This is a genomic window from Mesorhizobium sp. WSM4871, from assembly GCF_055811295.1.
In genome coordinates, this window is record NZ_JBVVPU010000016.1 from 40,093 (window position 1) to 57,790 (window position 17,698).

Annotated in this window: 22 protein-coding genes; 13 read left to right on the plus strand and 9 right to left on the minus strand. The window is 62.1% G+C overall.

The genetic code is table 11. From position 1 onward, the window contains the following. The first annotated feature begins 10 nt into the window (after positions 1–10). Genes pstB through phoB form a run of 3 tightly spaced genes read left to right on the plus strand, consistent with a single transcriptional unit; the run spans position 11 to position 2,284 of the window. Positions 11–835, plus strand: coding sequence for a phosphate ABC transporter ATP-binding protein PstB (pstB, locus tag AC0L2H_RS27720; RefSeq protein ID WP_473593209.1), 825 nt, complete (start codon positions 11–13; stop codon positions 833–835). A gap of 32 nt (positions 836–867) precedes the next feature. Then, a complete protein-coding gene (phoU, locus tag AC0L2H_RS27725; protein WP_473593210.1) occupies positions 868–1,578 on the plus strand; it encodes a phosphate signaling complex protein PhoU in 711 nt (236 codons plus the stop codon). Between the two features lie 16 nt (positions 1,579–1,594). After that, positions 1,595–2,284, plus strand: coding sequence for a phosphate regulon transcriptional regulator PhoB (gene phoB, locus AC0L2H_RS27730; RefSeq protein WP_008873924.1), 690 nt, complete (start codon positions 1,595–1,597; stop codon positions 2,282–2,284). Between the two features lie 16 nt (positions 2,285–2,300). Here phoB and AC0L2H_RS27735 read toward each other — a convergent pair whose 3' ends face one another. Next, positions 2,301–3,542 carry an ROK family protein gene (locus tag AC0L2H_RS27735; RefSeq protein WP_473593211.1) on the minus strand — a complete coding sequence of 414 codons (1,242 nt, stop codon included), beginning with the start codon at positions 3,540–3,542 and terminating at the stop codon, positions 2,301–2,303. 273 nt (positions 3,543–3,815) lie between these two features. Here AC0L2H_RS27735 and xylF point away from each other — a divergent pair, with 273 nt between their 5' ends. The 4 genes from xylF to AC0L2H_RS27755 all read left to right on the plus strand — a co-directional run bounded on the left by xylF (position 3,816) and on the right by AC0L2H_RS27755 (position 8,903). Continuing rightward, entirely contained in the window at positions 3,816–4,856 is a 1,041-nt protein-coding gene (gene xylF, locus AC0L2H_RS27740) for a D-xylose ABC transporter substrate-binding protein (RefSeq protein WP_473593212.1), read from the plus strand. 143 nt (positions 4,857–4,999) lie between these two features. Further along, positions 5,000–6,316 (plus strand): sugar ABC transporter permease, encoded by a 1,317-nt coding sequence (locus AC0L2H_RS27745; RefSeq protein WP_473593213.1) that lies wholly within the window; start codon positions 5,000–5,002, stop codon positions 6,314–6,316. Positions 6,317–6,328: 12 nt separating this feature from the next. Then, the gene (locus AC0L2H_RS27750; RefSeq protein ID WP_473593214.1) at positions 6,329–7,129 is read left to right on the plus strand and encodes an ATP-binding cassette domain-containing protein; all 801 of its coding nucleotides are present in this window, start codon (positions 6,329–6,331) and stop codon (positions 7,127–7,129) included. 133 nt (positions 7,130–7,262) lie between these two features. Next, a complete protein-coding gene (locus AC0L2H_RS27755; protein WP_473593215.1) occupies positions 7,263–8,903 on the plus strand; it encodes a CHASE domain-containing protein in 1,641 nt (546 codons plus the stop codon). 89 nt (positions 8,904–8,992) lie between these two features. Here the strand turns inward: AC0L2H_RS27755 and AC0L2H_RS27760 are convergent, their stop codons facing one another. The 6 genes from AC0L2H_RS27760 to AC0L2H_RS27785 all read right to left on the minus strand — a co-directional run bounded on the left by AC0L2H_RS27760 (position 8,993) and on the right by AC0L2H_RS27785 (position 12,619). Beyond that, positions 8,993–9,238 (minus strand): YMGG-like glycine zipper-containing protein, encoded by a 246-nt coding sequence (locus AC0L2H_RS27760; RefSeq protein ID WP_006328050.1) that lies wholly within the window; start codon positions 9,236–9,238, stop codon positions 8,993–8,995. A gap of 82 nt (positions 9,239–9,320) precedes the next feature. Further along, a complete protein-coding gene (locus AC0L2H_RS27765; protein WP_473593216.1) occupies positions 9,321–9,647 on the minus strand; it encodes a hypothetical protein in 327 nt (108 codons plus the stop codon). A 175-nt stretch (positions 9,648–9,822) separates the two neighbouring features. After that, positions 9,823–10,002 (minus strand): hypothetical protein, encoded by a 180-nt coding sequence (locus tag AC0L2H_RS27770; protein WP_473593217.1) that lies wholly within the window; start codon positions 10,000–10,002, stop codon positions 9,823–9,825. Positions 10,003–10,162: 160 nt separating this feature from the next. Next, positions 10,163–11,197, minus strand: a complete 1,035-nt coding sequence (locus AC0L2H_RS27775) for a sensor histidine kinase (protein ID WP_473593218.1) — start codon at positions 11,195–11,197, stop codon at positions 10,163–10,165. A gap of 156 nt (positions 11,198–11,353) precedes the next feature. Next, entirely contained in the window at positions 11,354–11,518 is a 165-nt protein-coding gene (locus AC0L2H_RS27780; RefSeq protein ID WP_036240811.1) for a DUF1328 domain-containing protein, read from the minus strand. 306 nt (positions 11,519–11,824) lie between these two features. Next, positions 11,825–12,619 carry a response regulator gene (locus AC0L2H_RS27785; RefSeq protein WP_473593219.1) on the minus strand — a complete coding sequence of 265 codons (795 nt, stop codon included), beginning with the start codon at positions 12,617–12,619 and terminating at the stop codon, positions 11,825–11,827. A gap of 220 nt (positions 12,620–12,839) precedes the next feature. On the opposite strand from AC0L2H_RS27785, the gene AC0L2H_RS27790 reads away from it, so the two are divergent. Then, positions 12,840–13,031 carry a NepR family anti-sigma factor gene (locus AC0L2H_RS27790; RefSeq protein ID WP_473593220.1) on the plus strand — a complete coding sequence of 64 codons (192 nt, stop codon included), beginning with the start codon at positions 12,840–12,842 and terminating at the stop codon, positions 13,029–13,031. Positions 13,032–13,034: 3 nt separating this feature from the next. After that, positions 13,035–13,586, plus strand: a complete 552-nt coding sequence (locus tag AC0L2H_RS27795; RefSeq protein ID WP_008873939.1) for a sigma-70 family RNA polymerase sigma factor — start codon at positions 13,035–13,037, stop codon at positions 13,584–13,586. 26 nt (positions 13,587–13,612) lie between these two features. Here AC0L2H_RS27795 and AC0L2H_RS27800 read toward each other — a convergent pair whose 3' ends face one another. Then, on the minus strand, positions 13,613–13,933 hold the full coding sequence (locus tag AC0L2H_RS27800; RefSeq protein ID WP_473593321.1) for a response regulator: 321 nt from the start codon (positions 13,931–13,933) through the stop codon (positions 13,613–13,615). 209 nt (positions 13,934–14,142) lie between these two features. Here AC0L2H_RS27800 and AC0L2H_RS27805 point away from each other — a divergent pair, with 209 nt between their 5' ends. The 3 genes from AC0L2H_RS27805 to AC0L2H_RS27815 all read left to right on the plus strand — a co-directional run bounded on the left by AC0L2H_RS27805 (position 14,143) and on the right by AC0L2H_RS27815 (position 15,831). Further along, positions 14,143–14,904: a Crp/Fnr family transcriptional regulator gene (locus AC0L2H_RS27805; RefSeq protein WP_473593221.1), complete on the plus strand. Its 762-nt coding sequence runs from the start codon at positions 14,143–14,145 to the stop codon at positions 14,902–14,904. A gap of 131 nt (positions 14,905–15,035) precedes the next feature. Then, positions 15,036–15,362, plus strand: coding sequence for an ElaB/YgaM/YqjD family protein (locus AC0L2H_RS27810; RefSeq protein ID WP_473593222.1), 327 nt, complete (start codon positions 15,036–15,038; stop codon positions 15,360–15,362). A 7-nt stretch (positions 15,363–15,369) separates the two neighbouring features. Beyond that, positions 15,370–15,831, plus strand: a complete 462-nt coding sequence (locus tag AC0L2H_RS27815; protein ID WP_473593223.1) for a hypothetical protein — start codon at positions 15,370–15,372, stop codon at positions 15,829–15,831. Between the two features lies 1 nt (position 15,832). Here the strand turns inward: AC0L2H_RS27815 and AC0L2H_RS27820 are convergent, their stop codons facing one another. After that, positions 15,833–17,344, minus strand: coding sequence for a sensor histidine kinase (locus AC0L2H_RS27820; protein ID WP_473593224.1), 1,512 nt, complete (start codon positions 17,342–17,344; stop codon positions 15,833–15,835). Positions 17,345–17,503: 159 nt separating this feature from the next. Between AC0L2H_RS27820 and AC0L2H_RS27825 the strand changes: the two genes are divergently transcribed. Continuing rightward, positions 17,504–17,680, plus strand: a complete 177-nt coding sequence (locus AC0L2H_RS27825) for a hypothetical protein (RefSeq protein ID WP_473593225.1) — start codon at positions 17,504–17,506, stop codon at positions 17,678–17,680. The last annotated feature ends 18 nt before the right edge of the window (positions 17,681–17,698 follow it).

Below are 17,698 nucleotides of genomic sequence, written 5' to 3' on the forward strand. Positions count from 1 at the left end.
GCATTTTGGTATGAACATCATGACCGAACAGTCTCTTGAAAATGCAGTGGGCGAAAAAATGAGCGCCAAGTCGAACGAAGTCATCAAGATGCGCGGCGACAAGGTCGGCGTCTTCTATGGCGAGAAACAGGCGCTGTTCGACGTCAACCTTGACGTGCGCCTGAACCAGGTGACGGCGCTGATCGGCCCCTCCGGCTGCGGCAAGTCCACCTTCCTGCGCTGCCTCAACCGCATGAACGACACCATCGACTCGGCGCGGGTAACCGGCAAGATCACCCTCGACGAAGAGGATATCTACGACAAGAACATCGATGTCGTCGAATTGAGAGCCCGCGTCGGCATGGTGTTCCAGAAGCCCAACCCGTTCCCGAAGTCGATCTACGAGAATGTCGCCTATGGCCCGCGCATCCACGGGCTGGCAAAGCGCAAGCAGGACATGGACCAGATCGTCGAATCCAGCTTGAAGAAGGCGGCGATCTGGAACGAGGTCAAGGATCGCCTGCAGGAGCCCGGCACCGGTCTTTCCGGCGGCCAGCAGCAGCGTCTGTGCATCGCGCGCGCCATCGCCGTGTCGCCGGAGGTGATCCTGATGGACGAGCCCTGCTCGGCGCTCGATCCGATCGCCACCGCTCGCGTCGAGGAGTTGATCGATGAGCTGCGCCAAAACTATACGATCGTCATCGTCACCCACTCGATGCAGCAGGCAGCGCGCGTGTCGCAGCGCACGGCGATGTTCCATCTCGGCTACCTGGTCGAAGAGGGCGCGACCGACAAGATGTTCACCAATCCCGACGACCAGCGCACCCAGGACTACATCACCGGCCGCTTCGGCTGAGCGGTTGCGACCACGCATAGAAGGACAGGATCATGGGTGAACATCATACGGTTGCGTCTTTCGACGAGGATCTCGGAGCGATCAGCAAGCTGATCAGCGACATGGGCGATCTAGCCCGCTCGATGGTCAGCGGCTCGACCAAGGCACTGCTGAACTCGGACAACACGCTGGCGCAGCGCGTCGTTTCCGACGATGCCATCATGGATGCGCGCCAGCGCGAGCTGGACGATCGCGCCATCACGCTGATCGCCAAGCGCCAGCCGATGGCCAATGATCTGCGCGCGGTGGTCGGCTCGATCCGCATGGCCGGTGATCTCGAGCGCATCGGCGACCTTGCCAAGAACATCGCCAAGCGCGTCGGCACCGTCGGCCTCAGTGTCACGCCGCGCGACCTGTCGCACTCCATCGACGCGATGGCGCAACTGGTGCTGATCCAGGTGCAAGGCGTGATCGAGGAATATGCCGCAAAGGACGCACCGGCACTCGCCAAGCTCAGGAACGAGGACGAGCGCATCGACGTCAAATACACCTCGGTGTTCCGCGAACTCCTGACCTACATGATGGAGGATCCGCGCAACATCACCGCCTGCACGCATCTGCTGTTCTGCGCCAAGAACCTCGAGCGCATCGGCGACCACGTCACCAACATCGCCGAGAACGCCTATTATGTGCTGACCGGCTCGCAACTGCCTGCCAATCGTCCGAAGCAGGACGAGACGGCGATGTCGGCGCCGGCGGCATGACAGGGGCGACCGGTTAATGATCGCGCCACGCATCATGGTGGTGGAGGACGAGGAGCCGCTGGGGGTACTGCTCCGCTACAACCTCGAATCCGAAGGCTACCAGGTCGAGGTGGTGACGCGCGGCGACGAAGCCGAGATCCGGCTGCAGGAGAACGTGCCCGATCTCCTGGTGCTCGACTGGATGGTGCCGGCGGTTTCCGGCATCGAGCTCTGCCGGCGGCTCAGGATGCGTCCGGAAACCGAGCGGCTGCCGATCATCATGCTGACGGCGCGCGGCGAGGAGAGCGACCGCGTGCGCGGCCTTTCCACCGGCGCCGACGACTATCTGGTCAAGCCGTTCTCCACGCCGGAATTCATGGCCAGGGTCAAGGCGCTGCTGCGCCGCGCCAAGCCGGAAGTCCTGTCCAGCGTGCTCAAGGTCGGCGATATCATGCTCGATCGCGAATCGCACCGGGTCTATCGCAAGAAGAGCGAGATCCGGCTCGGACCGACCGAATTCCGCCTTCTCGAATTCATGATGCGACATCCCGGTCGCGTCTTCTCGCGCAGCCAGCTGCTCGACAATGTCTGGGGCGAGACGATCTACATCGACGAGCGCACGGTCGACGTGCATGTCGGCCGGCTGCGCAAGGCGGTCAACAATGGCCGCATGCCCGATGTCATCCGCACCATCCGCGGCGCCGGCTACGCGATCAGGGAAGATTAGGGCGCCGCTACCGAGTTCAGGCCACGTCCTTCTTTCCGGCCTTCACCTGGATGCCCGGCGCGAAAATCTCCTGGTCGACGAAACTCAGCGCCCGCATGGCGCAACCTTCGCGGATCAGCGGCAACTCATTCGGCTCGGTGTCGAAGGAGATCGATCCCGAATGCTGACCGCCGGCAGTCTGGGCGATGGCTTGGCGCAGCGCCGGCTCGATAAGATCGAAGGCCCCGGCGCTGACGCCGACCATGGCGACGGGCGCGGGATCGATCAGCGCGAACAGGCTGCCGAGGCCGAAGCCGAGCGCTTCGCCGGCCTTACGGTAGGCTTCCCTCTCCGGCCCGTCCGCCGCGCGCGCACGGGCGGCCAGTGCCCGCATGTCGGCGTCGCTGACATCGGCGACCGGCTCGGCGTCCTCACCCATCTGTTTCGCATTGCGCCAGATGGCGTAATTGCCGGCATAGGCCTCGATGCAGCCGCGCCGCCCGCAGCGGCAGAGCGCGCCGCCCGGCCGATGGATCATGTGGCCGAATTCGCCGCCCGAGGAATGGGTCCCGGTGAACAATTCGCCCTTCAGCACCAGCCCCATGCCGATGCCGTGCGAGAGCAGGATGGCGACGAAGTCGTCGCGATAGCGGTCCGGGTCGCGCCAGCGCAGCGCCACCGCCATCATGTTGCAGTCGTTCTCCATGGTGGCGGGAATGCCGAACTCGGCTTCCAATATGTCGGCGAAGGCGATGTTCGTCAGCGGCGTGATCGGCGACCACAGCATGGCGCGGGCCTGGGAATCGGTGATGCCCTGGATTGCCAGCGCGATGCGGGCGACGCTGCGGACATCGAGGTCGGGATCTTCGAGCCGGCGCCGCACAATGGCGACGCATTCATCGATCAACTCCTCGCGCGACATGGTCAGCGTGTCCAGCCGGCGCTGCTCCTCGGCGACCACCTGTCCGGCATAGTCGATGACGGCGACCGAAAGGAAATTCAGCGACAACACGACAGCCAGCACCGCCGCCGCTTCCGGATTGAGGGCGAGGCCGACCTGCGGCCGGCCGCGTTTCAAGGAAACGGCCTCGCTTGCCTTGCTCTCCCTCAGGATGCCTTCCCCGATCAGGTCGGAAGAGATCGCCGATATGGTCGAATGACTGAGGCCGGTGGTCGCGGCGATCTCCGTCCGCGACGGCTGGCCGGCGCGGCGCACGGCCGAAATGACCATCGCCCGGTTGCGCCGGCGCAAATCGTCGTGGCGGATTCCGACCGACATTTTCTCCTCCCTATTGCCTCCTCCCTTGCCGCGGCCGCTCATAAAATCGGCAGTCGTCGGCAATGTCCGACAAATACTGTCAGAAGGGCACGGTTCTGTCATTATTTATTCCGAGGCTCGAAAAAATTCGACACGACATCAAAATCCATCAGAATCGATGTTGACAGCGTCCGGGTGTTGGATCAGTATTTTTTCGAGGCTCGAAAAAATAGAGCCTTTGTGCCGGCCTTTGGGTCAGTCTAGTCACGCCATACGTGGCGCAGGGAGGATATCATGAAGAGATTCGCAGCCGCCATCCTGGCGGGTGTCGCCATGTCGCTGACGCTTGCGTCGGTCGCGCAGGCGAAGGACAAGGTCATCGGCGTGTCGTGGTCGAACTTCCAGGAAGAGCGCTGGAAGACGGATGAAGCCGCGATGAAGGCAGCCATCGAGGCCGCCGGCGACAAGTATATTTCCGCCGACGCGCAGTCCAACCCCGGCAAGCAGCTCACCGATGTCGAGAGCCTGATCTCCCAGGGCGCCAACGCGCTGATCATCCTTGCGCAGGATGCCTCGGCCATCGGGCCGGCCGTGCAGAAGGCGCTGGACGAAGGCATTCCGGTCGTCGGCTACGACAGGCTGATCGAGAACAAGGACGTGTTCTACCTGACCTTTGACAACAAGGAAGTCGGCCGCATGCAGGCCCGCGAAGTGTTCAAGGTCAAGCCGGAAGGCAATTACGTCTTCATCAAGGGCTCGGGCGCCGATCCGAACGCCGATTTCCTGTTTGCGGGCTCGATGGAAGTGCTGAAGGACGCAATCGACAGCGGCAAGATCAAGAATGTCGGCGAAGCCTATACGGACGGCTGGCTCCCCGCCAACGCCCAGAAGAACATGGAACAGTTCCTGACCGCCAACGACAACAAGGTCGATGCGGTGGTTGCAGCCAATGACGGCACCGCCGGCGGCGTCGTCGCGGCTTTGACGGCGCAAGGCTTGGCTGGCTCTGTTCCGGTCTCGGGCCAGGATGGCGACCATGCCGCGCTCAACCGCATCGCGCTCGGCACGCAGATCGTGTCGGTGTGGAAGGATGCGCGCGAACTCGGCAAGAATGCCGCCGAGATCGCCTTGCAGCTGGCCGACGGCAAGAAGATGACCGACATTGCCGGCGTCAAGGATTTCACCACGCCTGGCGGCAACACCGTCACCTCGCTGTTCCTGACGCCGATCGCCATCACCAAGGACAATCTCAACGTCGTCATCGACGCCGGCTGGATCAAGAAGGAAGAGGTCTGCGCCGGCGTGGCGGCTGGCAGCGTCGCGGCCTGCAACTGATCTGAAGCCGTTCGCAAGACCATGAACGCCGCGGCTGCCACGCCGCGGCGTTTTTTCAAAAAGATTTATTTCCGCCGCGGGCGGATAGCTTCTAGGCTGCTTTCCGGTATCCGCGCCAGACGGCCAACCGGTGGGAGGACATCATGACCGACACGACCTCTAGCCAGCCAGCCGATACCGCGCGCGCCTCTGAACTTGGCGCCGTCGCGCGCTTTCTGAAAGCGACGGAACTCGACACACGCATGCTCGGCATGGTCGGCGCGCTGCTCGTCATCTGGGTCGGGATCCACATCCTGTCGGGCGGGCTCTTCCTGACACCACGCAATCTGTGGAACCTGTCGGTGCAGACCTCCTCGGTCGCGATCATGGCAACCGGCATGGTGCTGGTCATCGTGATGCGCAACATCGATCTTTCGGTCGGCTCCGTCGAAGGCGTGATCGGCATGGTGATGGGCGTGGCGCAAGCCGAATTCCTCGTCCGCGTCATCGGGCTCCAGGTGGGAAATCCCTGGATATGGATTATCGCATTGGCTGCTGGTGTGGTGCTCGGCCTTATGATAGGCGCGCTGCAGGGCTTCATCATCGCCTATCTCGAGGTTCCGGCCTTTATCGTGACGCTGGGCGGCTTGCTGATCTGGCGCGGCATGGCGTGGCTGATGACGAGCGGGCGTACGGTTGCACCGCTCGATACCACTTTCCAGCTCATGGGTGGCGGGCCGCGTGGCTCGATCGGGGCAACCGCAAGCTGGATCGTCGGCGTCCTCGCCTGTTTGGCCGTCGCTTTCATGCTGCTCAACGGCCGTTCGCAGCGCAAGCGGTTCAAGTTTCCACTGCGTCCCGTCTGGGCGGAGAGCTTGCTTGGTGTTGTCGCCTGCGCGGCCATCCTCGGCGCGGTCTGGGTCGCCAATTCCTATCCCTGGCCGATCGGCATCGTACGCCAATACGCCCAGCGGAACGGCATCACCGTCCCCGATGGCGGCCTGTTCATCGCCCATGGCATCGCGATACCGGTGCTGATGGCGGTCACAGTCGGCATCGTCATGACTTTCATCACCAGGCGCACCCGTTTCGGCCGCTATGTCTTTGCCATTGGCGGCAATCCGGAAGCCGCGGAACTGGCCGGCATCAACACGCGCTGGGTGACCATGAAAGTGTTCATGATCATGGGTGTGCTGGCGGCGATCAGCGCGGCCATTGCGTCCGCCCGCCTCAATGCGTCGACCAATGCGCTGGGCACGCTGGACGAATTGCTGGTCATCGCCGCAGCCGTCATCGGCGGCACCTCGCTTGCCGGCGGCTCCGGCACGGTGCTCGGCGCCATGCTCGGTGCGCTTCTGATGCAATCGCTGCAGTCCGGCATGGTGCTGCTCGGCATCGACTCGCCGCTGCAGAGCATCGTCGTCGGCGCGGTACTGGTCGTCGCCGTCTGGCTCGACACCGTCTATCGCAAGCGGGTCTAGGGGAGAGTGGCCATGGCAAACAACACCGCTCCCACAGGCACGCCGCTGATCGACATGCGCAACATCTCGATCGCCTTTGGCGGCATTCGCGCCGTCGACGATGCGTCGATTGACCTTTTCCCCGGGGAGGTCGTGGCGCTGCTCGGCCATAATGGCGCCGGCAAGTCGACGCTGATCAAGATCCTGTCAGGCGCCTACAAGCGCGATGCCGGCCAGATCTTCGTCAATGGCCAGGAGGCTTCGATCTCCAATCCGCGCGACGCAAAGAAATACGGCATCGAGACGATCTACCAGACGCTGGCTCTTGCCGACAATGTCGACGCCGCCGCCAACCTCTTCCTCGGTCGCGAGCTGATGACCGGCTGGGGCACGCTCGACGATGTCGCCATGGAAGCCGAGGCGCGCAAGGTGATGGGCCGGCTCAATCCGCGCTTCCAGCGTTTCAAGGAGCCGGTGATCAAGCTTTCGGGCGGCCAGCGCCAGTCGGTGGCGATCGCACGCGCAATCCTGTTCAACGCCCGCATCCTGATCATGGATGAGCCGACGGCGGCGCTTGGTCCGCAGGAGACGGCGCAGGTTGGCGAACTGGTCAGGCAACTCAAGGCCGACGGTATCGGCATCTTTCTGATCAGCCACGATATCCACGACGTGTTCGAGCTTGCCGACCGCGTCTGCGTGATGAAGAACGGCCAGGTCGTCGGCACCGCACGCACCAGCGACGTTACCCAGGACGAGGTGCTTGGCATGATCATCCTTGGCAAGTGCCCGCCGGGGGCTATTCCGGGACCAGGCGCGCTGAAGATCGCCGCCTGAAGCGCAGGTTTGGTAGTCGGCTAAATTTCTTCCATGTGATAGGCCAGCTGTCACGATGAATTGGCCTCGCCATTGTGTTGACGCGGGGACTTGCCCATAAAGATTGCGAACCGATCATGGGCCGCATCCGCAGTTGAAGAAGTTCTTTCCGATTGTCGCTTTCATTGCCGTCGCGCTGATCAGCCTGACGATGGCGGGATTTGCCTATTTCGCCACGCAGGAGGCGGCGCGCATCAAGTTCGAGGCGACGGCGGACGACGCGCTCAACCGGATCGAGGGCCGCATCGACCTGCATCTGTCGCTGCTGCGATCGACCCAGGCGTTGTTCGACGCCCGCAATGGCGACATTTCGCGCGGCGAGTTCAAGGCGTTCTTCAGCGCGCTCGATATCGACAAGAATTTCGCCGGCCTGCGTGGCATCGGCTTTCTGCGGCTGGCGAAAACCGGTGACGAGGCAGCGGTCGAGCGCGACATCCTGCACGACCATGGCGTGGCCCATGCGATCTATCCGGAAACGACACTGCCATGGCGCACGCCGATCGTGCTTTTCGAGCCGCTCGATCCCTCCAATCAATCCAGCATCGGCTACGACATGTTCACCGACCCGGTGCGGCGCGAAGCCATCGAAAAGGCAATGGCCGACGACCAGCAGCACGCGAGCGGGCTCGTCAAGCTTGGCCAGGAGACGGGCGCCGCGCAGACCTTCACCGGCTTCCTGGTGTTCGCGCAGCTCAATGTCGAAACCGCGCCGGACGTCATCGACGCGTCCCGGTCTTCGACATCAGGCTTTCTCTATGCCGCCTTCCGCGCTCGCGACCTGTTCCAGACCGCGCTCAGCCGCACGCCACTGTTGCCGGTCAACACCGAAATCTATGACGGCAAGGTGGAGGCCGACAATCTGTTGTTCCAGTCGGAAACGCCGCCGGTGTCGACCTTCGGCGACAGGCTGCTGGTTTCCCGCAAGCTGACCGTCGCCGGCCGCCAGTGGACCGTCTTGTTTCGGCCGACAAGCGCTTTCTCGCAACCCTCTTCGCGCGCCATCCCGGTGATGCTCGGCCTTTTCGGGCTGCTGCTGGCAGGCGCCATAGCGCTGGTGGCACGCTATCAGGAGCGGGCCTATGACGCGGTGTCGCTGCTGCACGAGACGACGGAAAAGAGCCTGCTGGAAAAAGACCTGATGCTGCAGGAGATGAAGCATCGCATCAAGAATTCGATCACGCGGGTGCTGGCGATCGCACGCCAGACGGCCTCGCACGCCGCCGACGTAAAGGAATTCTCGTCCTCCTTCTCGGCGCGGCTGCAAGCGATGGCGGCGTCCCAGGATATGCTGACACGCTCGCGTTGGCAGAAGGCCGATCTCAACGATCTCCTTCGAATCGAGCTTGGCCAGGTGTTCGGCAAGGAGCTTCCTGTCGACATTCTGTCGGGGCCGCAGGTGCTGCTCGACGAGACGACGACGCAGGCGCTCGGCCTGACCTTTCACGAACTGGCGACGAACGCGCTGAAATATGGCGAAGCCGGCAATTCAGCCAATACCCTCAAGGGCGATTCGGGGTTGAAGGTCGAATGGTCGCTTGAAGGCCACGGGCGCGACAGGATGCTGACGCTCAACTGGCGCGAAGCCGGCCAGAAGAAGCTCGAAGCGCCTGCTAAATCCGGGTTTGGCACCAAGCTGATCGATCTGAACGTCACGCGTGAACTGGGCGGAACGATCAATCGTCGTTTTCGCGATGATGGATTGACCGTGGAAATCAGAATTCCACTGCCGGGCTGAAACGGCATTGCCGCAGCGACAGCAGAGGCCCGGCGCGCAAATGCGGAGGCCAGGGCCTCCGCATTTGACGTTTTCAGCTATCGCTTGAGTTAATTGCAGCGAGCTGTGTAGATTCGGCCGTGGCGGTCTCTGTACTGGCAGTAGCCATTCTGCAAACGGCGCACGAGCAAACCGCCGATCGCACCGGCGCCAGCGCCGATCAAAGCGCCCTTGCCGCCACCCACGGCGCCACCGATGAGCGCGCCGCCCACGGTGCCGATACCCACGTTTTCTTCCGTGGTGGTACAGCCGCTGACCGCGACCACGGCAACCATGGCAATAATCATCTTCCGCATAGAGTCACTCCTCGCTTCGTCCTCACTTCAACAAGCTCCAGCCGCCATTTAGCATGAAATAAAGGCCTTTGCCCGCCCGATTTCATTGTTGGCTAAGATAGTCTTTTTCGGGGCGCGCGCCGTTCGACGCAACCACGAGATTGGAAATCTCCACCGATGCATCGAGCGTGCCGTCCGGACGAACATTCCAGACGATCTGATCGTAGTCATCTTCCAGAGCAGGGTCGACGGGAAGGCATTTGGCGACTATGCGCGCCGCCTTGCCCCGGACATCGGTCATGGCGAAGTGACGCTCGGCAGTGCACTCCGCAGCGGTTTCGAAAACACTCACCGGTACGTCGAGTTCGCGGCATTCGGTCATGTTGTTCGAACATCCGATAACCAGCAGCACGGCGGCGATGTGTTCCATGACAGCTATCCTCTCGCCACAAGAACGGCCCACAGCAGCCAAAGTTCCTGTGCGGGCGACAGAGGCCGTGAAATAATCATGGCCCGTGAAATAATTGGGGGCGCGATACAGCTGGGTAACTGACGCCGAGCCTTTTCTGGCGCGGCGGTCAGCCCAATGAGGTGTCTATTCGAGATCAGGCCAGCTGCAAAGCAGCTATCAGCACGACGGTCCCGATCGATACCATAATTGCAAAGCGAAGCGACGGATGCCGGGATATGTGGGGCGAGGCCGATACTTCGAGATCCTGAAATCCTCCCATCGAGACGCGGGCGGCCTGCTCCAGCCTGTTCAAATCCGAAACCGTCAAGATCATCCCTCCCATACTGCTCCACGAGCCGCTGCCGAAACTTCTGCTGGATCGGTGGGTTGCCGCTGTATCTGGGAACAACAGCATCGGATTTTATGGTGAACAGCCGGTTAACTTTCAGCTGCCATCCTCCGCGCTCTTTCCAAGACAGTCATCATCTGTTTGATCAATCCGTCTCGAAATTGCCGTGGGGAACGACAAGGCGGTATTCGAGGCGGCCGTCCGCGATTTCAAGCGTCGCCGTGCCGTTCAGCGATGAAGGCACGACGCGCTCGAGCGCGACGCTGCCGAAACGTTTTTCGCTGCGCCTGATTTCGTTGGCTCCGACCGCCTCGGCCCATGTCAATGACAGGGCGGTCTCGTCGGCGTGGGCGGCTGTCATATCGGCGGTCACCTCGACGAAGCCGTCGGCTCGCGACAAAGCGCCATAGCTGACCGAATTGACGGCGAGCTCATGCATGGCCAGACCGATATGCAGGGCGGCATTGGGGTTGAGGTATGGGTTCGCGCCCTGAAAACGCAGGCTGCGCAGCGGATCGGCTCCGTAACGGCTGACCTGGCCGGACACGAGTTCGCGCAGTGCCGCTCCGCGCCAGTTGGACGATGTCACCAGATCCTGGGACGAGGCGAGCGACTGCAACCTGCCGCGAAAGCGCGTCAGGAAATCGGGGAGTGTGTCCGAGTAACGGCCGGTCTGGGTGGCGATGCTCTGGATGATGGCCAAAAGGTTCTTTGAACGGTGGCTGACCTCGCGCAGCAGCGTCCTCAGGGTCTGCTCGCGGTGTTTCTGCTCGGTCGTTTCGACCATGGTGGTGACGACGCCGATCACGGCGCCGCCTTCACCGTAATCGGCGTCTACCCAGACCTGGAACCAGCGGACGCCATCGTCGACGGGAATGTTGAGCTCGAGATGTTCCGGATTGCCGGAAGCAATAACGCTGCGTTTGGCCGCAGCGATGCGTTCGGCCTGTGCCGGTGGCAAGATGCCGTTGCTGTCGATGGTGCCGACGGCCCATGGCGCGCGCATGTTGCGCGCCCATACGGTTTTCATCTCGCGATCCTGATAGAGAACTGAAATGCCGGCATTGTGAAGCGCGTGAAGCAGGGCGCGACCGAGCTGCATTCCGCTCTCAGCGGGATGCAAAGCGATGATCTCGTCACTTTGTCCGCTGTTCGTCATATCTCCGGCTTTGGAATGCATCGTTGCCGTTCCCCACCCGGTTTGACGCTGAACGGTCCACCGACAAATGGGTTCCCTAAAACGGTCCGCCGGACGATGCTCCGTTGGGAACTCCGCCCGGCGGTGGCTGGAAACCGTTTGAGGGGTGCGGTCTCCAGTGTTCGTTTAGGTTTGGCCTCACGCCCGTTTGAACAAACCGGCGATAAGCGAAATGATCAGGAAAGCGAGAAAGATGAAAAACAGTATCTGCGCTATACCTGCAGACGTACCGGCGATGCCGCCGAAACCAAGCGCACCAGCGATGATCGCCACGACGAGAAATACGAGCGCCCAGTAAAGCATGGTTCATCTCCTTCGACTGATGTAAGAAAAAACGTGGTTCGCTGCCGTTTGTTCCACCAATTCCCGAAAAAGACGATCCATGGAGGGTCTTTGCGACCTAAATTTTTATCGCAAGGAACGATGCGAAAGCCTGCCGGTACAAGCAAAGCGTACGGAAATGCCGAGACGCAAGACCCGCCCAGCGCTAAAGCGTGTCGAGTTGAAAGGGGTTCAGTCGACGCGCTTCAGGTCGTTCATGCATGTCGTGTCCGAAACCGCTACGCGGCCTCGATTCGAGTCCGCGGCCATGCTTTCGGGCTGCAATCCTCAGGCAGCGGCTTTTGCGTGCCGGTCGAAGAACAGCGCCTGGCTGATCAACGCTTTGACCATATCCGGATTGAACGGCTTGGTCACAAGGAAAGTCGGTTCCGGCCGCTCGCCGGTGAGGAGGCGCTCGGGGAAGGCGGTGATGAAAATCACCGGTACCGACGTGGACGAGAGGATCTCGTTCACCGCCTCAATGCCCGAACTGCCGTCGGCAAGCTGGATGTCGGCCAGCACCATTCTTGGCCGCATCTTGCCGAACATCGCCACGGCTTCGGCGTGGGTGCGCGCCGTTCCGACGACGCGATGGCCAAGGCTTTCGACCATTTCCTCGATGTCCATGGCGATCAGGGGCTCGTCCTCGATGATCAGGACATCGGTCGCGACCTGACGGGAAATCTCATTGCTGGCCTGGGAGAGAAGCTCGGAGAATTCCTGCTCGTCGGCGTCGAGAATCTCCGCCGCCTCATCCTCGCTGAAGCCTTCGACGGCGACCAGCAGGAAGGCCTGGCGGGGGCGGGGGGCGATCGCATTCAGATTGGCCGCGGCGCGCTGCTCCCACGCCGACTGCGCATGCTCCTGGGGAACGCGTATGGCGACCGAGGTGAACAGCCTGGCAAAAACCTTGTAGAGCGCGATGCGTTCGCTCGATGCCTTGGGAAAGATATCGACATCGGCGATGATGGCTTCAAGCATCGCGGCGACCAGCGCATCGCCACTTTCCTGCGATCCGGAAACGGCCCGCGAGAAACGGCGGAGGAATGGCAGATGTGGAGCGATGGTTGCTGACAGACTCATGATTTGGACGTCTCCCTCTGACGCGATTGCTTAGATTGCAGGTCAAGCCGTTTGCAAGCCCCGAAAACACAAACGCCGGTTTTCCGAAAAAGTTCCGACGGTTGCGGAACTAATATAAGGGGACGGCGTTAGATGCCGGGATGGGCAACCCAGACGAGGGTGCCGCTTGTGTTGGATATTGTGCGGCTCGGGTGCTGGGAATGAAGGGCGAACCAAGGACATGACGAAGAACACCACGGCTGGCGCCGACGGGCGCCCGGCGGCTTCCGGCGACCTGCTCGGGCCGAACTCGGAAATTGGCCGCAAACTCAAACAATATTACGACGAGCTGGTCTCCGACCATGTGCCGGATCGCTTTGCCCAATTGCTCAGCCAATTGGAACAGGCCGAACCCGCACAGAAGAAGGACTGAGGCATGGCCGCCGTCTCCCAAGGCTTCAAGACCGATCTGCTCGGCTCTATCCCGAGCTTGCGGGCCTTTGCCGTGTCGCTGACGCAAAATGCCGACAAGGCTGACGATCTGGTGCAGGAAACGCTCGTCAAGGCCTGGGACAAGCATGAGAGCTTTCAGCCCGGCACCAATCTCAAGGCATGGCTGTTCACTATCCTGCGCAATGAATTCTACTCGCAAATGCGCAAGCGCGGCCGCGAAGTACAAGACAGCGACGGCATCATGACGGCCCGGCTCGCCGTTCATCCGGCCCAGCATGGCCAACTCGACCTCAAGGATTTTCGCGGCGCGCTCGAGCAATTGCCCGAGGATCAGCGCGAAGCCATCATCTTGATCGGCGCGTCGGGCTTTTCCTATGAGGAAGCCGCCGAGATCTGCGGCTGCGCGGTCGGAACGATCAAGAGCCGCGTCAGCCGCGCCCGGGCACGACTGCAGGAGATACTCAAGATTTCGGGTGAAGACGAGTTCGGCCCGGACGCGATCTCGGCGCAGGTGACGGGCTCGAACGCCGCCTGAGAAATGGCTACGATTGGAGCCGCTTTTCAATCAAGAGATCCGCGGCCGCACGCAGCCGCTACCGCGCCGATGAGATCCTCCCCGGAATAGGGCTTCGTGACCAATCTGATATCGGGGAAGGATGCCTTGATTTCGTCCGCGTCCGAATAGCCGGAGGCGAAGACGAAGGGCACACCCGATTTGTGCAATCCCGAAGCGAAATCAAGCGTCGATGTGCCGCCCAACATGAGATCGACGATGGCCGCGTCGAACCGTGAGACAACGTCTTTCCGGTCGATCTCGGCCAGATCGCGGGCGATGACCACGTCGCCGGCGCCATGGTCGCGGCAAAGCTGCTCGACATCCATGGCGATCAGAAATTCATCTTCCAGGACAAGGATCCGCAATCCGTCTAACAATGGAGCCACGTGGCAATATCTCCTTCAAAGCGGCAGGAGTCATGAGCGCTATTTGGCATGCTGTCATTTAAAAAAGACATGCTGTAAACCGGTGGCGGGAACCACGATCCTCGCAAGGCACTGCGCCCTTTCGAAGAGGGTTTTCGAGAGGGGTCGAAATGCCTGGCCAGAACGGTCGTTCGTTTTCCAGCCGACAGTATCCATGCGAGAAGTGCCCGCTTCGGCCATTGCCGGCCTTTCGCGAGTTCGAGAAGCAGGAACTCGTCTTCGTCAGCACGTTCAAGAAAGGCGAACTCGCTGTCGACAAGGGCGCCACTGTCCTGGTCGAGGGCAGCCACAGCGCCCATCTCTACACGGTGCTTTCCGGCTGGGCTTTCCGCTACAAATTGCTGTCGGACGGCCGCCGCCAGATCTTGAACTATTCCATGCCGGGCGATCTCATCGGCTTGCAGGGCAGCCTGATGGGCGAGATGCAGCATTCCGTCGAGGCACTGTCGCCGATGCTGCTCTGTGTCTTCGAGCGCGAATATCTGCACGAACTCTACCGCAACCACCCGGGCCTCGCCTACGACATCACCTGGATCGCATCACGGGAGGAGCGCATGCTGGATGAGAACCTGCTCAGCGTCGGCCGCCGCACTGCGCTCGAACGCGCCGCCTATCTTATAGCCTTCATCTCCAGCCGCGCCAGATCTGTCGGCCTGGACGGCAAGACACCGGTGCGGATCCCGATCACCCAACAGCATATCGCCGACACGCTCGGCCTGTCGCTGGTCCATACCAACAAGACGATCCGCAAGCTCATGGACCGCAAGCTTATCGTCTGGCGCGACGGCGGCTGCGAGGTGGTCGACAGTGAGAGGTTGAAGGAGCTCGCCCGCTGGGAAGGGTTGGGCGAGGATCGCCGGCCGCTAATCTGAACCCCGAAGCCGGAATGTTCGCGCCGGGCTGGACTCGGGCGCGGAAACACCCTTTCATGGAGCTTGTGCCGATCTCGGAACCTTGACCTTTATCAAGCGTTTGGAGCCAAGCAAACGCAAGGAGTTAAGCAATGGCGACTGCCACAGGAAAGACCCCTAACGAAAGCCGGGCGAATTCGGATCTGGAAGCCGACATCAGACAATTGAAAGCCGATATTGAAAAGCTCACCAAGCAATTGGCCAAAACCGGCGAACATGGCTACGGGACGGCGAGGCGTGCCGCGGCCGAGAGCGTCGAGCAGTTGCGCGTGCAGGGCGAAGCCGCCTTTGACAGCCTGCGCAGCAACGCCAGGGACATCGAGGCGCAAATGGCGGCCAGCGTGCGCGAAAAGCCGGTGACGTCGCTGGCGATCGCGGCTGGGGTCGGCTTCCTCTTCGCGCTCCTCGCTCGGCGCTAGCTCGACCGTGGGAATGCTGGCAACCCTGATCTCGGGTCTGGCTTCAGGGGAAACCGTTGCAGCCATGCGCCGCGCGCGCACGGCTGCGTTCGCTTATGGGTTGGCGGCACTTGCCGCCTTTTGCGGCCTCGGCTTCCTCGTCGGCGCGGCCTATATCTGGGCTGCGAGCCGCTATGGCTCGATGGCTGCTGCTCTGGGATTCGGGATCGGTTTCCTGCTGATCGCGGGACTCATCTTGCTTGTCTATAGGATATCGGCCGGCACGCGCGCCCGGCGTCGGGTGCAAAGGCGCAACGCCGACATCAAGGCGATCGGCATCGCAGCCGCGCTCGCCGCGCTGCCGACATTGCTCAAGGGGAAGGGCGGCCTGGGAGTGGTCCTCGGGCCGGCGATTGCGCTCGTCGCCTACGCCATCTACCGCGAGAACACAAAGCCAGACCCCGACGATCCGGATGCTGGCACGCAATAAGTCACTTCGACAGATCCTCCAGCGGCATCGATATTTCTGCGAATACGCCTTCGGGCCGGTATTCGTGGGTCACTTCGCTGGAGATGACCTTGGCCAGGCTGCGGCGGATCAGGATCGAGCCGAAGCCCTGGCGTTCAGGCGTGACGACCGCAGGGCCGCCGCTCTCGCGCCAGGTCAGCACAAGGCGCCGCGCGCCTCTCTTGCCCAGGGTCTTCCAGCCGAGATCGACCTTGCCCGAAGGCGCCGACAGCGATCCGTATTGCAGCGCATTGCTGGCCAGTTCATGCAGTATCAGGCCAAGCCCGACCGCCTGGTCGGGCGAAAGCAGCAGGTCGGCGCCCGAGATCGTCATGCGCGGCTGCTCGACGCTGTCGAACGGTTTCACTTCGATCTGCACGAGCTCGCGAATGCCGATGCCGCGCCATTCGCGGTCGGACAGGAGGTTGTGCGCGACGCCGAGCGCCTGCAGCCTGGCGCCGAACGCCTGGAGGAATTCGCTTGGTTGGCGGGCATGGCGAACGGTCTGCGTGGCCAGCGCCTGCACCGTCGCCAGCGTGTTCTTGACGCGATGGTTCAGCTCGCGCAGCAGCAGCCGCTGCCGCTCTTCGCCGAACTTGCGTTCGGTGATGTCGTAATTGACGCCGAAGATCAACGTCGGCTTGCCGTCGCCGTCTCGTTCGATGACGCGGCCGCGCGTGGCGATCCATCGCGGCGGATCGAAGCCCTTGACGCGGTATTCGCCAAAATAGTCGTCGCTGCCGGTCAGCGCATCGCGAAAGCGCGTCTCGGTCTGGTAGACGTCGCGCGGATCGATGGCGGTCAGGATGTCGCGTGCCCTGAGCCGGTTCGAGCGCGGCAGATTGAACAGCTCGGAGAGGAGGACGTCGCATTCGATGATATCGGTGCGGATGTCCCACGCCCAGCTGGCGAGCGAGGCAGCGTCAAGGGCAATGGCGCGGCGCTTTTCCTCACGCGCAAGCGCGGCCTTGGCGATGGCACCGCTGCGGGTCGCGTCCTTCAGGGCGAAGAGGCTGGCGGCAAGGCCGGCCAGCGCTTTCAATTGTTCGAGCTTGGCAGCGGACGTAAGTGCATGCGGCTTGCGATCGAGCACGCAGAGCGTACCGATCCGGGCGCCGGCCACCACCATCGGGGCGCCTGCGTAGAAGCGGATATGGTGTGCGCCGGTGACCAGCGGATTGGCTGAGAAGCGGGGGTCGGCGGCCGCATCGGCCACCACCAATGGTTCCTCGCCCGCAGCGATGGCGTGTGCGCAGAAGGAAATATCGGCCGCAGTCTCCGCCTCATCCAGACCGACACAGGATTTGAACCATTGCCGCTCGACATCGAGCAGCGTGACCAACGCGATAGGCGCTTGCATCACCGCGGCGGCAAGTCTGCTGATCCGGTCGAAGTCAGGATCCGCAGCCGTGTCGAGCACGTCGAGACCATGCAGCACGGCAAGCCGGTCGGCATCCTCGACGGCGCGACGGACGCTGGCCGGCAGTACCGGCATTTTCTGGACTCGCTTATCCACCAGGCCCCCGAATTCGCCGGCTTGCCGTCATTGCCACCACGCCGCCATGCGCTGTTGTCCCAGGAACCTTCGTAGCAGGGAATCGTTACCCGACAATGCCTTGCCAGACGCCGGCGCCAACCAAGAGGGAGGCCAAACATGACCAAGATCATTCCTGAAGACAAAGCCCGCCAAGGGCGCTGGGGTCGTCATACCTTGCGTATCTTGATCGCCGCGCTGCTTCTGGCTTTCATCGCTTGGGGTATCGCCGAAATTTACGGCGAGATGATCGACAAGACACCGACGGCTGAACAGGGGGAGCTTCCCAAAGGCTGAAGCCCTCCGATTGACCAT

Excerpts from the sequence above, each read along its gene's own strand:
- pstB (WP_473593209.1), top strand. The coding sequence starts at position 11 with ATGAACATCATGACCGAACAGTCTCTTGAAAATGCAGTGGGCGAAAAA.
- phoU (WP_473593210.1), top strand. The coding sequence starts at position 868 with ATGGGTGAACATCATACGGTTGCGTCTTTCGACGAGGATCTCGGAGCG.
- phoB (WP_008873924.1), top strand. The coding sequence starts at position 1,595 with ATGATCGCGCCACGCATCATGGTGGTGGAGGACGAGGAGCCGCTGGGG.
- AC0L2H_RS27735 (WP_473593211.1), bottom strand. The coding sequence starts at position 3,542 with ATGTCGGTCGGAATCCGCCACGACGATTTGCGCCGGCGCAACCGGGCG.
- xylF (WP_473593212.1), top strand. The coding sequence starts at position 3,816 with ATGAAGAGATTCGCAGCCGCCATCCTGGCGGGTGTCGCCATGTCGCTG.
- AC0L2H_RS27745 (WP_473593213.1), top strand. The coding sequence starts at position 5,000 with ATGACCGACACGACCTCTAGCCAGCCAGCCGATACCGCGCGCGCCTCT.
- AC0L2H_RS27750 (WP_473593214.1), top strand. The coding sequence starts at position 6,329 with ATGGCAAACAACACCGCTCCCACAGGCACGCCGCTGATCGACATGCGC.
- AC0L2H_RS27760 (WP_006328050.1), bottom strand. The coding sequence starts at position 9,238 with ATGCGGAAGATGATTATTGCCATGGTTGCCGTGGTCGCGGTCAGCGGC.
- AC0L2H_RS27765 (WP_473593216.1), bottom strand. The coding sequence starts at position 9,647 with ATGGAACACATCGCCGCCGTGCTGCTGGTTATCGGATGTTCGAACAAC.
- AC0L2H_RS27770 (WP_473593217.1), bottom strand. The coding sequence starts at position 10,002 with ATGATCTTGACGGTTTCGGATTTGAACAGGCTGGAGCAGGCCGCCCGC.
- AC0L2H_RS27775 (WP_473593218.1), bottom strand. The coding sequence starts at position 11,197 with ATGCATTCCAAAGCCGGAGATATGACGAACAGCGGACAAAGTGACGAG.
- AC0L2H_RS27780 (WP_036240811.1), bottom strand. The coding sequence starts at position 11,518 with ATGCTTTACTGGGCGCTCGTATTTCTCGTCGTGGCGATCATCGCTGGT.
- AC0L2H_RS27785 (WP_473593219.1), bottom strand. The coding sequence starts at position 12,619 with ATGAGTCTGTCAGCAACCATCGCTCCACATCTGCCATTCCTCCGCCGT.
- AC0L2H_RS27790 (WP_473593220.1), top strand. The coding sequence starts at position 12,840 with ATGACGAAGAACACCACGGCTGGCGCCGACGGGCGCCCGGCGGCTTCC.
- AC0L2H_RS27795 (WP_008873939.1), top strand. The coding sequence starts at position 13,035 with ATGGCCGCCGTCTCCCAAGGCTTCAAGACCGATCTGCTCGGCTCTATC.
- AC0L2H_RS27800 (WP_473593321.1), bottom strand. The coding sequence starts at position 13,933 with ATGGATGTCGAGCAGCTTTGCCGCGACCATGGCGCCGGCGACGTGGTC.
- AC0L2H_RS27805 (WP_473593221.1), top strand. The coding sequence starts at position 14,143 with ATGCCTGGCCAGAACGGTCGTTCGTTTTCCAGCCGACAGTATCCATGC.
- AC0L2H_RS27810 (WP_473593222.1), top strand. The coding sequence starts at position 15,036 with ATGGCGACTGCCACAGGAAAGACCCCTAACGAAAGCCGGGCGAATTCG.
- AC0L2H_RS27820 (WP_473593224.1), bottom strand. The coding sequence starts at position 17,344 with ATGCCGGTACTGCCGGCCAGCGTCCGTCGCGCCGTCGAGGATGCCGAC.
- AC0L2H_RS27825 (WP_473593225.1), top strand. The coding sequence starts at position 17,504 with ATGACCAAGATCATTCCTGAAGACAAAGCCCGCCAAGGGCGCTGGGGT.